Origin of the sequence: Pseudooceanicola aestuarii (assembly GCF_010614805.1) — a bacterium.
GTDB lineage: Bacteria > Pseudomonadota > Alphaproteobacteria > Rhodobacterales > Rhodobacteraceae > Pseudooceanicola > Pseudooceanicola aestuarii.
The window spans coordinates 189,532-202,760 of record NZ_JAAFZC010000003.1 but is presented as its reverse complement, the minus strand read 5'-3'; the positions used below and the strand labels follow the sequence as shown (position 1 = coordinate 202,760).

The following is a 13,229-nucleotide window of genomic DNA, read 5'->3' as shown; positions in this document are numbered from 1 at the left end:
CCTACTTGCCGACCGTGGCCACGGTGCGCAGCGACACCTTGCGATGCACCTCGTTATGCGACAGCACGGCGGTCATCGGGCTGACCCGTTCCAGCATCAGCCGGACAAAGGACCGGATTTCCGGGCTGACGAGCAACGCGGGCCATTGGTCCTGTTCGGCGAATTTCTGGATCTCCTTGCGGGCGTCGATGACGAATTCCTGCACCCGTTGCGGCGACATCACGAAGTTCCGGTCCTCGCCATTGATGCGCAGCGCCTCGATGAATTCCTTCTCCCAGGCGGGCGACATGCCGATCACCGAAATGAACCGCGATTCGTCGGCCAGCGCGTTGCAGATCTGGCTGGCCAGGCGGCGGCGCACCTGTTCGGTGATGCTCACCACGTTGGAGGTCGTCCGCTTGGCCTCGGCGATGGCCTCGACGATCAGGGGCAGGTTGCGGATGGAGACCCGTTCCGCCAGCAGCGCCTGCAAGACGTGCTGCACCAGCACCACGGGCGCATTTCCGGGAATTTCATTGGCCAGCTTCTGGTAGTCGCGGTCCAGCCCGTCGATCAGGTCGCGGGTGGCGCCATAGGTGACCAGATCGGCCATATTTTCCTTCACCACCTCTGTCAGATGGGTGGTGATGACGCTTTCGGGATCGACCACGGTCAGCCCGCGGGCCTCGGCCTGGGGGGCGTATTGCGGGTCGATCCACAGCGCTTCGAGACCAAAGGTCGGATCCTTGGCGCGTTCGCCCGGCACGGCCAGGTCGCCGGGATTGACCACCATCATGCCCATCGGCCGCACCTCGCCGCGCGCCATCTCGACGCCCTGCACAAGGATGGCATAGGTCAGCGCGGGCAACATCGGTTCGTCCTTGATCCGCACCGAGGGCAGGACAAAGCCGAATTCACGGGCAAAGAGGTTGCGCAGGCTCTTGATCTTGCCGGCCAAGGCCGCGTCGGAATTCGAGATCAGCGGCACCAGCGCCTCCCCCAGCTCCAGCCGCAGGGCGTCCAGTTTCAGGGTCTCGCTGACGCTTTCCTCGGCCGGGGCGGCCTGGGCGCGGCGTTCTGCGGCGGCGGTGGCCTCCTGAGCGCGGGTCAGGGCGGCGGCGCGGCGCTGCATGGCGACGCCCAGCCCGACCATCGCGGCGGCCAGCAGGACAAAGATCAACGTCGGGAACCCCGGCAGCAATCCGATCACTCCCAGTAGCCCCGCCGACATGAACAGCGCCTTGGGAAAGCGCGACAGCTGGCCCAGCACCGCCTCGTTGGCCGCGCCTTCGGTGCCGCCCTTGGTCACGATCAGCCCGGCGGCCAGCGACACGATCAGCGCGGGGATCTGCGTGACCAGCCCGTCGCCGATGGTCAGCACGGTGTAGTTGTTCGCCGCCTCGGTCAGCGACAGCCCGTGTTGCAGGATGCCGATCAGGATGCCGCCGATCACGTTGATCAGGGTGATGATGATCCCCGCCACCGCATCGCCGCGCACGAATTTCGACGCCCCGTCCATGGCGCCGAAGAACCCGCTTTCGTCCTCCAGCTCCTTGCGGCGGCGGCGGGCTTCGTCCTCGTCGATCAGGCCGGCGCCCATGTCGGCGTCGATGGCCATCTGCTTGCCCGGCATGGAATCGAGGGAGAACCGCGCCGTGACCTCGGCAATCCGGGTGGAGCCCTTGGTGATCACCACGAAGTTGATCACCACCAGGATCGCGAAGACGACGATCCCGATGATGAAATTGCCCGAGACCATGAATTGCGAGAACCCTTCGATCACGCCGCCGGCGGCATGGGTGCCGCTGTGCCCCTCCGACAGGATCAACCGGGTGGAGGCGACGTTGAGCGACAGGCGCAGCATCGTCACCACCAGAAGAAGCGTGGGAAAGGAGTTGAATTCCAGCGGCTTGGGTATCCACAGCGCGACCATCAGCACCAACACCGACAGCGCCAGCGAAATCGCCAGCCCGACGTCCAGGATCGCTGCGGGCAGCGGCACGAACAGCACCGCCAGCACCGCCGTCACCCCCAGGGCGAAGCCGACATCGCGATTTGCCAGGCCCTTGCCTTTCAGGTCGAACGTGGCGCCAGGACCGGCGCTGCGGCGGGCCTGCGTGGTCATGGCCGCCCCCCGGCGAAGGTTGCACCGAACAGCGGTTGCAGGGCCGCGCTGGCGGTCAGGCTATGGGCGCCCGCCTCTGCGGTGGTCAGCCACGAGGTCCAGGCCGGGCCGCCGCGCGCCGGGCGTGGACTGCGGAGGGGACCGGTGCGGGGGGCCGGGGCGTTGGCCAGGGTGACGGCGCGCGCGGCCAGGTCGCGAAACGCGGCGATACGGCTGTTGGCCGTCGCGACGTTGCGGTCCAACCGCGCCAGGTAGCCGGCGCCCACGTCCGGGGTGCCCGAATGATAGGCCGCCGCTGCCTCTGCCCAACTGCCCCGGTTGCGATGGTGCCGCAGCAGCAGGCGGGCCGCGTAATCCACGTTGGCCGCCGGATCCAGCCCGTCATCGACGGTTGCGAATGCCTCGGGATGCCAGCGCAGGTTGATCTGCATGCAGCCGATATCAACCGACCGGACGCCACGGTCCAGCTCGGATTGCACCCAGTCACGGGCGGCGGCGCGGCTGGCGAAAAAGCGGCCGTCGCCATCGGAATTGGCGGTCCAGGGCCAGATCGTGTGCTGCCCCTCGTGGGTCATCCCGGCCTCTTGCAGGCCGATGCCCAACAGCAGGTTGTCAGGGATGGCGTGACGGAGCTGCGCCAGCAGGATTTCCCGCACGCAAACCCCCTGCGCGGCAGCTCTGGAGGGGGGGGCGCCGTCAGCCGGGGCGGGCTGGACCCGGGGCGTTGCGGCAGCCGTAGGCCGGTAGAACCCGCGCCAATCCGCCTGCGCCACCGCGCCCTGCCCGATCAGCAGCGCCAGCGCGATCATCGGAAGGGCCCGGCGCATCACACGCCCCCGCTGACGATCAGGTCGAACACCCGGTCCGACAGCGCCTTGACGGTGGCATACATGAACGGCGTGAACACCAGCAGCCCCAGGAAAATGGCGGCGATCTTGGGCACGAAAGTCAGGGTCATTTCCTGAATCTGCGTCAGCGCCTGGAAGAAGGCGATGCACAGACCCACCGCCAGCGCGATCGCCATGATCGGCGCCGCAGCATAAAGCACGGTCAGGAACGCGTCCGACAGGATCGTGTGGGTGTCAGCCTCCGTCACGTTGCCCCCATCGGCCGGTCAGACCGGCATCCGCATGATTTCCTGATAGGCTTCGACCAGCTTGTCCCGGACCGTCACCGCAACGCGCACGGTGGATTCCAGCTCCAGCGTGGCCTCGACCACCTGTTGCGTGTCGATCTGCCCGGTTAGCCCGGCCTGCGCCGTCGCCTCGGCGCTGCGCATGGTATGCAGGGTATCGGTCCCTGCCTCCGCCACAAGATCGGCAAAGCTGACGCCGGTCTCCTCTGCCTGCGGCGCAACGGCATCGCCCTTGATCTCCTGCGAGGCGCGATAGGCGCCGTTGACCGCCGTGTTGGACAGAAGTGAGGTGAAATCGGCCATGCGGCGCCCCTATTTCAGCAGATCAAGAAGGGAGGAGCGCATGCGCCGCGCCGTCTCGAACATGTTCAGATTGGCTTCGTAGCTGCGGGAGGCTTCACGCATGTTGCTCATCTCCATCACCGTCTGCACGTTGGAGACCTTGACGAAGCCGTCGGGATCCGCCGCCGGGTGGGAGGGGTCATAGCGCAGTTCGAACTCCGTGGTGTCGCGGGTGATGTCTGCGACCTCCACCATGGAGGCACCACTGTCGCGGTCCACCATCTCGGCGAAGGAGATGACCTTGCGCTGGTAAGGGTCCGCCCCCGGCGTGCTGCCCGAAGACGCGGCGTTGGCGACGTTCTCCGATACGACCTTCAGCCGCTCTCCCTGGGCGCGCATGCCGCTGGCGGCGACGGAGAGAATGGATTTCAGACTATCCATGGCGGCCTACCTGATGCCGGTGACGGCCAGCGTCACCAGATCATGGCCCTTGCGGTAGAGATCGGCGGCCAGGCGGTAATTTTCGCTGACCTCGGCGGATTTGATCGTCTGCTGTTCCAGCGTGACATTGTTGCCGTCCAGCCCGGCCTCCCATGCGGTGGCGTCTTCCTCCACCCGGACGGGTGCGGTGGATTTGCTGCTGCCCTGAATATGTCCGGCGTTGGTGACGGCCAGACCGGCGGGACTGCGGGTGTCGTTCACCATCTGGGAAAACGCGCCGACATCGCGCGCCTTGTATCCCGGCGTGTCCGCATTCGCGATGTTCTGGGCCACGACGTCCTGCCGCGCCCCCAGCCAGCGCATCCGCTGGGAGGCCATCTGGAAAAAGGACATGCCGGAAAGCTTCATCAAGTGTTCCCTTTCGGTTTATTCAAGGATAGCATGAATAAAATCCACCTCGCAATGGATAGAATCCATGCATACAGCCTTTTCTGAGCTTGCCAGTACTACCCGTGGCATAGAGAGATCCCGCATCACCGGAGAGGTGGCAGCGGTGCTGGGGCTGGTGCTGACCGTTACCGGGCTGGAACGCGCGGTGGGCATCGGGTCGCGCTGCGTCGTGGCTGGCCGCAAGGGGGAGGTGCTGGGCGAAGTGGTCGGCATCGACACCAGCGGCACCCGCCTGTTGCCGTTCGGCAGCTGGGACGGCGTGATGACGGGGGACAAGGTCACGCTGCGCGAAGACGGCGATGTGATTCGCCCCGATGACAGTTGGATCGGTCGGGTGGTCGATGCCCTGGGCCGGCCGCTGGACGGACAGGGGCACCTTCCCGAAGGGCAGGACGACCGCCCCCTGCTGGGCAAGCCTCTGCCCGCGTTTCAACGCCGCCGGGTCGGGGCGCGGATCGAAACGGGGGTCAAGGTGATGGATGTATTCACCCCGTTGTGCCAGGGCCAGCGGATGGGTGTGTTCTCCGGTTCGGGGGTGGGGAAATCGACGCTGATGGCCATGCTGGCGCGCAATTCGGAGGCCGACGTGATCGTGGTCGGGCTGGTCGGTGAACGCGGCCGCGAGGTACAGGATTTCCTGCAAGAGGATCTGGGCCCCGAGGGGCTGGCCCGCGCCGTGGTCGTGGTGGCCACCGGGGACGAGCCGCCGCTGATGCGCCGGCAATCCGCCTGGACCGCCACCGCCATCGCCGAACATTTCCGCGACGCGGGCAAGCAGGTGTTGCTGTTGCTGGACAGCGTGACCCGCTTTGCCATGGCCCAGCGGGAGATCGGATTGGCCGGTGGGGAACCTCCCACCACCAAGGGCTATCCCCCCACGATCTTTGCCGAACTGCCCCACATGATGGAACGTGCCGGGCCCGGTGCCGGGACAGGCGGCGATATCACCGCGATCTACACCGTGCTGGTTGAAGGCGACGACATGGACGATCCGATCGCCGACGCGGTGCGCGGCATTGTCGACGGCCATATCGTGCTGGATCGTCGCATCGCGGAGGGCGGGCGCTTCCCGGCGGTGAACCTGCTGCGGTCGGTTTCCCGCCTGCTGCCGGGCTGTCACACACCCGCCGAATACGCCGTCTACAAGGCCGCGCGCACCGCCCTGGCCCGTCATGCCGACATGGAGGAGCTGGTGCGCATCGGCGCCTACCGCGAAGGCTCCGACGCGGAGGTCGACGCCGCGATCCGGTTCTTCGGCCCGGTCGACACCTTCCTGGGTCAGCGCAAGGGGCAAAGCATGGAGGCGGACCAGACCTTTGCCCATCTTTATACCCAGCTGGGAGACGCCGGGATCCCCGTGGACCTGCCCCCGCCCGAAATCACCGCAGAGGCAGAAACCCCGCCGGATTCCCAGACCCCCGCCGCAACGCGGCCACGGGGGGAGGGGTTGATGACGATGTAGGCCGGGATCGGGGGCGGCGCCGTGATGGGCACTGCCCCTGCGGGGAACTGCGTGGTTACAGCCGGATATCTTCCAGCCGCTGGTCGCCGGGCAGTTTCGACCGTTCCAGAATGATCTGGGAGATCGCGCGCGCCCGGATCGGATCCAGCGCGGCCATGATCGGCGCGGCGGCGCGTTCATCCATGGTGCCCAGAACCATCACCGTGACCTCGATATCCAGATCGTTCATGATCACGGCGGCGTCTTTGGGCTTCATGTTCTGATACAGCGCGACCAGCCGGTCGACATCGCGGGTATGGGCGGATTCCACCTTGTCCAGCAAACCTTCCAGCGCCATCTGCAACTCGCCCAGACGGTCCTGTTCCAGCTTCAGTGTCTCCTGCGCCAGCTCCAGCTCTGCCGCGCGCTGGTCCAGCGTGTCGCGGCGGGTGGACAGCAGGTCACGCTCTTCGCGAATGGTGGTCAGCATCTCCTCCGGCGTCGCCTCGCATTGCGCGGGCTCTGCCTGCACGGCCGGTTCGGGGATGGGCGCGGCTGTGGGGCCCGCCGCCTCGGCCGAGGAGGCAAGGGAGGGCAGGCCGCCCCCGGTGGCGCCGCCCAGCGAAAGCCCGATCTTGGCCGAGACCGCGATCAGCAGCGCCCCGAAGATGAACCCCGCCGGACGCATCACGCCTCCCGACTGCGGACGGTTTCAAAGAAGCCGCGCACCAGTTCGGATTTCATCGGCACGGTGTTCACCTTGGCCGCCCGACCGGACGTGTCACGCATGCTGCGGAACTGGCCGCTGTCCCGGCCCTCCGCCGCGCCGGCGGCGGTGCCCTCTGCCGGGGCGGTACGCCCGCGCCCTCCCAGCCCGCCCGGCAACGATTGGCCCAGCGATTTCAACATCGAAACGGAGCTTTCGGACCGGTCCACCGCGGCGGAGAAGTCCCCGATCATCGGTTCCAGCTCCCGCAGGGTCCGCATCAGGGTCCGTACCTTGCGTTCGACGATCAGCGCGTAGATCAATGTGCCGATCAGCAGCACGATGATGGCGAGGTCAAGTAGCAGGGACATCGGCGGTCTCCTCTTCGTCACTAAGGACTTGGGTCAGTTTCAACGCGATCCGTCCGTTCTTGCGGCTGCCCACCTCTGCCATGGCGACATGTTCGCCGGTGCAGGACAGGGTAACGGGATCGTTCTCGTCCATGTTCAGCGGCAGCACGGTGCCAGGCGTCCATTCCAGAACGTGCCGCAACGGGATTTCCAGGTGCTTCATCACCGCCAGAACCGAAACGCTGGTATCGCCCAGCATCCCGGACATCTTCTTGCGCCAGCCGGTGTCCCCGCCCAACTGTCCGCCGGTGAAGTTCTGCGACAGGATGTCATGGGCCGGCTCGAAGGAGATGTTGGGCAGGATCAGCTCCAGCTCTCCGGTGCGACCCTCGGCCTCCACCTCCACCACCGCGCGCACGCAGGGGCTGTTGGGCGGGGCCAGCAACAACGACCGGGGCGCGGTTTCCATCAGGTTGATCTCGAATTCCACGGGGGAGACGCGGCGGAACGCGTTGGACAATTCGTCCAGCGCCAGCCCCGCGACGGCCTGGCCGACACGTTTCTCGATCCCGGTCAGGGTGCGGTTCACCTGGGGCGTCGCCGAAACGGCGCGACCGCCAAAGGTCAGATCCAGGACGGCGAACAGCAGATCGGCCTTGACCGCCAGGCTGATCGGCCCGGCCCATTCCGGCGCCTCCGCCACGGCGAAAAGGCCCGGATTGGGCAGATCCTGGATCGCCGCGTGGCAGGACATGTAATCCAACCGCTTCAGCGACACCTCCGCCAGGGCGCCAAGGTAGGCCTTCAGCGCCGGACCCAGGCCCAGGGCAAAGCGGTCCAGCACGACCTCCATTACCGGCAGCCGGGCATAGGAGGATTTCGCCCGCTCGATGATCAATTCCTCGACCGCGCGGGTTTCCTCGGACAGACGCAGCCCCGTCATTGGATCACCAGGTCGGCGATCAGCAGTTCCTGCGGCGCCTCGCTGTCGGTGATGGCGCGGGTGCGGCGCAGCAGCTCCGCCTTCAGGTTGGCCAACCCGATGGAGCCGTGCAGATCCGTGTCGCTGAGCAGGCGCAGGTAATCCTGATAGCTGTCGCGGATGAACAATTTCCGGTCCTCGATCAGGTCGGCGCCGGGGAGGGCGGCATCATAGACCAGTGCGATGTTCAGCTTCAGGAACCGGGAGGTCTGGCGGCCGCTCATGGTGGTGGCGGTGATGTTGACGATGATCTCCTTGAACGGTGTCACCGCCAGACCGGTCCGGGCGCCGGGGGCGTTGGGCGCGGTTTCGGGGGCCGGTTCCCTGGCCTCGGGGGACATGCCGGTGCGCAGGATCTGCAATGCCTCCTCCGGGCCGGTTGCGGCGACCAGCCCCCCGGCCAGCGCGGCGGCGCACAGGACCAGCAACCCCAGCCCGCGCAGGATCCGCCCCATCGGGGAGGGGCGCGCGCTGTCGGGGGCCGATGTTGCAGTGCTTGCCATTTTTCTTGAACATCCTGCTGATTACACCACGAATATGCCGATTTTCGCAGGTTTAAACAAGTATAAAATCCAAGTTGTTCTTGATCGCCATGAATAGTTGTGATTGATCTTGGAAGGGCCTTTCATGGGAAAGACGCATCTGACGTGCAGGGAATTCTGGATAATCTGCGAGCCTTGGGCTGGACCCGCCTGGCGGTGCTGGGCGGCACCGGTATCGCGTTGGTCGTGGCGCTGCTGGTCTCCGTCTCGGTGGCCGTGGCGCCGGATTACGTGACGCTGTACCGCGACCTGTCTCCGGCGGAGGCCTCACGCGTTGTCGGCGCGCTGGAGCAATCGGGCATCCGCGTGCGCACCGATGCCGCCGGCAGCGTCGTCAGCGTCCCGCAGGAGGATCTGGCCCGTGCACGCATGGATCTGGCCGGCGCCGGGCTGCCGGGGGACGGCACGCCGGGCTGGGAAATCTTCGACGAGACCAGCGGCCTGGGCATGAATACCTTCATGCAGCGGGTGAACCGGATGCGCGCGATGGAGGGCGAGCTGGCCCGCTCCATCCAGACGATCCAGGGCGTCGCCGCCGCCCGCGTTCACCTGGTCCTGCCGGAGCGGGAGCCGTTCAGCCGTGACCGGCCCCGGCCTTCTGCCTCCGTGATCGTGCGGGGCAGCGCCAGTCGGCAGCTGGGGATGCGCCAGGCCCAGGCCATCCGCGCCCTGGTTGCCGCCGCCGTGCCGGACCTGTCGCCGCAGGGCGTGACCGTCCTGTCCGCTACGGGGGAAACGATCCTCTCCGATGATGGCGCCGCCTCCGCCGAGGCGACATCGCTGTCGGTGCGCAACGGGGTCGAGGACCGAATGAGCCGCCGCCTGTCTGAGATCCTCAGCGCGCGGGTCGGGGCGGGCAATGCGCGGGTGCAGGTCAGCGTCGACCTGACCACCGAACGCCAGGTCGTGCGCCAGCAATCCTATGACCCCGGTCAGCGGGTCGTACGCTCTACCGAGACGCGGGAGGAAACCCGCGAGGATCAGGACACCGCCCAGGGCGAGGTCGGCGTGGCCGACAACATCCCCGCCGCGTTGGCGGGCGGTGCGGGCGGCGGGTCCAGCAACAGCTCTACCCGGACCGACGAGATCGTCAATTACGAGATCGGCGGCACCCAAAGCGAAACAGTGCGCGAACCCGGCGAGATCGAGAAACTGTCGGTCGCCGTGCTGATCAACGGGATCTACAACGTGCAGCCCGACGGCACGGTCGATTACGCCGAACGCAGCGCCGAGGAACTGGCCCGGCTGGAACAGCTGGTGCAATCGGCCATCGGATTCGACGCGGCGCGCGGCGACAGCGTGTCGGTGGTCAGCCTGCGGTTCATGGATTACTCGATGGATGTGGGCGACCCGGTGGCGCGCAGCTGGTCCGCCCTTCTGGCCGACAACCTGTCGCTGATCCTGCGGGGGCTGTTCGCCCTGGCCTTGCTTGGCGCGGTGTTGCTGCTGGGGGTACGCCCGGCGTTGGCCCGCCTGCTGCCCGCCCCCGCAGACAAGGACGACGCCCCGGCCCTGCCCGGCGCAGAGACGGCGGCCGCCGTGGCCCTGCCCGGCACCGATCCCGCCGCTGGCCCGGCCCAGACCGGCGCCGCCACCATTCGCCCCGCGCCTGCCGGCCAGCCGGCCCCGCGCAGCCATTCCGGCGACATCCTGGACCCCCTGCCCCAGGGCGCGGAGGAGCTGGTGACCCTGGCCACCGTGCAGGGCGGCGTGCAGCGCGGCTGGATCAAGGCGGTGGGCGAATTGATCGAACACGATTCCGAGGATTCGCTGAAAGTCGTCAAAAGCTGGCTGGCAGAGGCGCGGTAGGTCATGCAATTCGTCTTTGAGCGCAGTTTCGATACGGATGTGCAGCCGGCCAACACGCCGGGCAGCCACCGTGTCGACGCGATCTATACCCGCGCCGAATTCGACGCCGCCGTGGCGGAAGCCAGTCGCATCGGCTACGACGATGGTCGCACCGCCGGGCGGGCGGAAGCCTATACCGCCTCCTCCCTTTCCGAAGCGGAGCGGCAGCTGGCCACGCTGGAGGCCCTGCCCGCCGTGCTGGAAACATTGTTCGCCGATGCGGACCGCCACCATGCGGCGCTGGAGTCGCAACTGCTGCATTTCGTCCTGTCGGTCTTTGAACGGCTGGCTCCGCGGATCCGCGCGTCCCTCGCCGCCGACGAGGCCGAGCGCGAGGCAGGCGCGGCGATCCGAATGGCCCTTGGCTCTGCGACATTGCGGGTCTTCCTGCCGCCCGAAACGGTCAAGCCCACAGGCGATGCGGTGCTGAAGGTGGCGCATCTGAACGGATACGGCGGGCGCATCGACATCGCCCCCGACCCCGAATTGCAGACCGGGGACGTGCGCGTCAGCTGGGATCACGGGGTGATGGACTACAGCTTTGACGCGATCTGCCAGCGGGTTCTCGACGCCCTGTCCCGCAGCAGCGCACAGGCCAGGGACCAGGCCCGACAGGCAGACGACCCCGCCAGAACCGGAGAGAGCGAATGACCGACGACAGCGCGCAGACCGACCAGGACGCCCCCGCCGTACCGCACCTTGACGGTGCCGCCTCCCCCGGCACCGGGGAGACCGCCGCCCAGCCGCAGACGCCGCCGCGCAACGGGTCCAACATCGACGCGATGCTGAACGTCGGGCTGGATGTGCAGATCGTGCTGGGACGCACCCGGATGCCAATCGCGGAATTGCTGAAACTGTCGCGCGGCTCCATCGTGGAGCTGCGGGAGACGATCGGCCAGCCGGTGGATGTGGTGATCAACGACCGCCTCGTCGCGCGTGGGGATCTGGTGAAGCTGCCCGACGACCGTATCGGCGTCTCGCTGATCGAGATCGTCAAGGATTACGTGAGCGAAGGATGACCCCCCGCCGGGCCATAGTCGCGGGCGGCCTGTCGGCTGTCGCGCTGGCCCTGCTGCTGATCGCCGGGGCCGGGGGCGCACAGGCGCAGGACCTGGGCGCCGGCCTGCTGGAGGCCGTGGGCGATGCCCTGTCCGACGCGCCGCCGGGATCGGACGAACGCGCGACATTGACCGGCCGGATCCTGCAAATGGTGGTGGCGATCACGGTCCTGTCCATCGCGCCGGGGCTGCTGGTGATCATGACCTCCTTTACCCGGTTCGTCATCGTCTTCTCCATGCTGCGCTCGGCCCTGGGGCTGAACCAGACCCCGCCCAACATGGTGCTGACCTCCATGGCGCTGTTCATGACCTTTTTCGTCATGCAGCCGGTGTTCGAAGACGCTTGGGAGGCCGGCGTGCAACCGCTGATGAACAATGCCATCACCGAGGAACAGGCGATCACGCGCATCGGCGATCCGTTCCGGCAGTTCATGTTCATCAACACCCGCGAGAAGGACATGCAGCTGTTTCGCGACATCGCCGCCCGCAGCCGGGGCGATGCCGCCTCGCAGGAGACGGCGGCACGTCCCCTGCCCGCCACCCCGCAGGACGCCGCCTGGAGCGAGCTGATCCCCGCATTCATGATTTCCGAGCTCAGGCGTGCCTTTTCCATCGGCTTCCTGATCTACCTGCCGTTTCTGGCCATTGACCTGATCGTCGCCTCGATCCTGATGAGCGCGGGGATGATGATGTTGCCGCCGGTGCTGATTTCGCTGCCGTTCAAGGTGATCTTCTTCGTTCTGATCGACGGGTGGTACATGTTGGCCGGCAGTCTGCTCGAAGGGTACATCCCCCTGGCCGGGGGCGGATAGAATGAAAGGACGCCAGCCATGAACGTCGCCAACCTTCAGCGCACCGGGGCACGCAAGACCAAGGCCACCCCGGTCGAACGCCGGCTGAGCGGCCCGCAAAAGGCCGCGATCCTGTTCCTGTGCCTGGGAGAAAGCCGCGGCTCGCGCCTGATGCAGCAACTGGACACGGAGGAGATCCAGAAGATCACCCGCGCCATGTCCAGCCTGGGCGTGATCTCCGCCGAGATCGTGGAAAAGGTGATGAGCGATTTTACCGAAGAGGTCGCCAATGGCAGCGGCGTCGTCGGATCCTTTACCGTGGCGGAGAACCTCTTGCGGTCGCTGTTGCCCGAGGACCAGGTGGAAACGATCCTGAAGGACATTCGCGGCCCGCTGAAGGAACGCGATCTCTGGGCGCGCTTCTCCGCGCTGAACGAGAACGTGATCGCCAATTACCTGAAGAAGGAGCACCCCCAGACCATCGCCGCCATCCTGTCCAACGTGAAGACCGACGTTGCCGCCAAGGTGCTCCCGTTGCTGGGTGCGGAGAAGATGCAGGACGTGATCGAACGGATGGTGCGCATGGAATCCGTACCCCATCACATGATGAAGCAGATCGAGGAAACGATTCAGAGCGACATCATCAATTCCTCCGATCAGCCGACCACGGCAGAGCTGTACCAACGCATGGCCGATCTGTTCAACAAGCTGGACCGCCCGGCGCTGGATGCCGTCTCGGCGGGGCTGGAGGAAAACATCCCCGACGCCTTTGCCTCCATCAAGCAGAAGATGTTCACCTTCGAAGACCTGGCCAAGATGGATCCGCTGGACCTGGCCAAGGTGATGCGCGGCGTGGCTGGAAACACCTTGCCCACCGCCCTGCGCGGCGCCAACAAGGAGACCCGCGAGCTGTTCTTCAGGGCGCTGCCGGGCCGGTCCCGCGACATGCTGATGGAGGAGATCAACGCCATGGCCCCCGTCCGCCGCCGCGAGGTCCGGGAGGCGCAATCGGCGATGCTGGACCTGGCCAAGACTTTGGCGGAAGACGAGGTGGTCCGCCTGCCCGTCAACGACGAAGACCAGGACGAATTGTTCTGAA

The 13,229-nt window shown here is 66.6% G+C and carries 16 protein-coding genes; 6 read left to right on the top strand and 10 right to left on the bottom strand.

Annotated elements, in window-relative coordinates:
* Nucleotide 1: 1 nt before the first annotated feature.
* The 6 genes from flhA to flgB are packed head-to-tail and all read right to left on the bottom strand — an operon-like array spanning nt 2 to nt 4,370.
* A complete protein-coding gene (gene flhA, locus G5A46_RS17355) occupies nt 2-2,104 on the bottom strand; it encodes a flagellar biosynthesis protein FlhA (RefSeq protein ID WP_163851585.1) in 2,103 nt (700 codons plus the stop codon).
* Nucleotides 2,101-2,931: a transglycosylase SLT domain-containing protein gene (locus G5A46_RS17350; RefSeq protein WP_239521066.1), complete on the bottom strand. Its 831-nt coding sequence runs from the start codon at nt 2,929-2,931 to the stop codon at nt 2,101-2,103. Before G5A46_RS17350 ends, flhA begins: the two co-directional genes overlap by 4 nt.
* Nucleotides 2,931-3,200: a flagellar biosynthetic protein FliQ gene (locus G5A46_RS17345; protein ID WP_163851581.1), complete on the bottom strand. Its 270-nt coding sequence runs from the start codon at nt 3,198-3,200 to the stop codon at nt 2,931-2,933. The genes G5A46_RS17350 and G5A46_RS17345 overlap by 1 nt, the downstream gene beginning before the upstream one ends.
* Nucleotides 3,201-3,218: 18 nt before the next feature.
* Nucleotides 3,219-3,542 carry a flagellar hook-basal body complex protein FliE gene (fliE, locus tag G5A46_RS17340; RefSeq protein ID WP_163851579.1) on the bottom strand — a complete coding sequence of 108 codons (324 nt, stop codon included), beginning with the start codon at nt 3,540-3,542 and terminating at the stop codon, nt 3,219-3,221.
* 9 nt (nt 3,543-3,551) lie between these two features.
* The gene (gene flgC / locus G5A46_RS17335; RefSeq protein WP_163851577.1) at nt 3,552-3,962 is read right to left on the bottom strand and encodes a flagellar basal body rod protein FlgC; all 411 of its coding nucleotides are present in this window, start codon (nt 3,960-3,962) and stop codon (nt 3,552-3,554) included.
* Nucleotides 3,963-3,968: 6 nt separating this feature from the next.
* Nucleotides 3,969-4,370, bottom strand: coding sequence for a flagellar basal body rod protein FlgB (flgB, locus tag G5A46_RS17330; protein ID WP_163851574.1), 402 nt, complete (start codon nt 4,368-4,370; stop codon nt 3,969-3,971).
* A 67-nt stretch (nt 4,371-4,437) separates the two neighbouring features.
* Between flgB and G5A46_RS17325 the strand changes: the two genes are divergently transcribed.
* The gene (locus tag G5A46_RS17325; protein ID WP_163851572.1) at nt 4,438-5,874 is read left to right on the top strand and encodes a FliI/YscN family ATPase; all 1,437 of its coding nucleotides are present in this window, start codon (nt 4,438-4,440) and stop codon (nt 5,872-5,874) included.
* Nucleotides 5,875-5,929: 55 nt separating this feature from the next.
* Here the strand turns inward: G5A46_RS17325 and G5A46_RS17320 are convergent, their stop codons facing one another.
* From G5A46_RS17320 to G5A46_RS17305, 4 genes are read right to left on the bottom strand one after another with little or no spacing between them, the layout of a single operon-like run.
* Complete coding sequence (locus G5A46_RS17320; RefSeq protein WP_163851571.1) at nt 5,930-6,541, bottom strand: MotE family protein; 612 nt, start codon at nt 6,539-6,541, stop codon at nt 5,930-5,932.
* Nucleotides 6,541-6,930 carry a flagellar motor switch protein gene (locus G5A46_RS17315; RefSeq protein WP_163851568.1) on the bottom strand — a complete coding sequence of 130 codons (390 nt, stop codon included), beginning with the start codon at nt 6,928-6,930 and terminating at the stop codon, nt 6,541-6,543. The genes G5A46_RS17320 and G5A46_RS17315 overlap by 1 nt, the downstream gene beginning before the upstream one ends.
* Complete coding sequence (locus G5A46_RS17310; protein ID WP_163851566.1) at nt 6,914-7,852, bottom strand: flagellar motor switch protein FliM; 939 nt, start codon at nt 7,850-7,852, stop codon at nt 6,914-6,916. The genes G5A46_RS17315 and G5A46_RS17310 overlap by 17 nt, the downstream gene beginning before the upstream one ends.
* Entirely contained in the window at nt 7,849-8,394 is a 546-nt protein-coding gene (locus G5A46_RS17305; RefSeq protein ID WP_163851563.1) for a flagellar basal body-associated FliL family protein, read from the bottom strand. The genes G5A46_RS17310 and G5A46_RS17305 overlap by 4 nt, the downstream gene beginning before the upstream one ends.
* 144 nt (nt 8,395-8,538) lie before the next feature.
* Between G5A46_RS17305 and fliF the strand changes: the two genes are divergently transcribed.
* From fliF to G5A46_RS17280, 5 genes are read left to right on the top strand one after another with little or no spacing between them, the layout of a single operon-like run.
* Complete coding sequence (gene fliF / locus G5A46_RS17300) at nt 8,539-10,242, top strand: flagellar basal-body MS-ring/collar protein FliF (protein ID WP_163851561.1); 1,704 nt, start codon at nt 8,539-8,541, stop codon at nt 10,240-10,242.
* Nucleotides 10,243-10,245: 3 nt separating this feature from the next.
* Nucleotides 10,246-10,932: a FliH/SctL family protein gene (locus G5A46_RS17295; RefSeq protein ID WP_163851559.1), complete on the top strand. Its 687-nt coding sequence runs from the start codon at nt 10,246-10,248 to the stop codon at nt 10,930-10,932.
* On the top strand, nt 10,929-11,300 hold the full coding sequence (locus tag G5A46_RS17290) for a FliM/FliN family flagellar motor switch protein (RefSeq protein WP_163851557.1): 372 nt from the start codon (nt 10,929-10,931) through the stop codon (nt 11,298-11,300). The genes G5A46_RS17295 and G5A46_RS17290 overlap by 4 nt, the downstream gene beginning before the upstream one ends.
* Nucleotides 11,297-12,151 (top strand): flagellar type III secretion system pore protein FliP, encoded by an 855-nt coding sequence (fliP, locus tag G5A46_RS17285; protein ID WP_163851555.1) that lies wholly within the window; start codon nt 11,297-11,299, stop codon nt 12,149-12,151. The genes G5A46_RS17290 and fliP overlap by 4 nt, the downstream gene beginning before the upstream one ends.
* Nucleotides 12,152-12,169: 18 nt before the next feature.
* Nucleotides 12,170-13,228, top strand: a complete 1,059-nt coding sequence (locus G5A46_RS17280; protein ID WP_163851554.1) for a flagellar motor switch protein FliG — start codon at nt 12,170-12,172, stop codon at nt 13,226-13,228.
* The last annotated feature ends 1 nt before the right edge of the window (nt 13,229 follow it).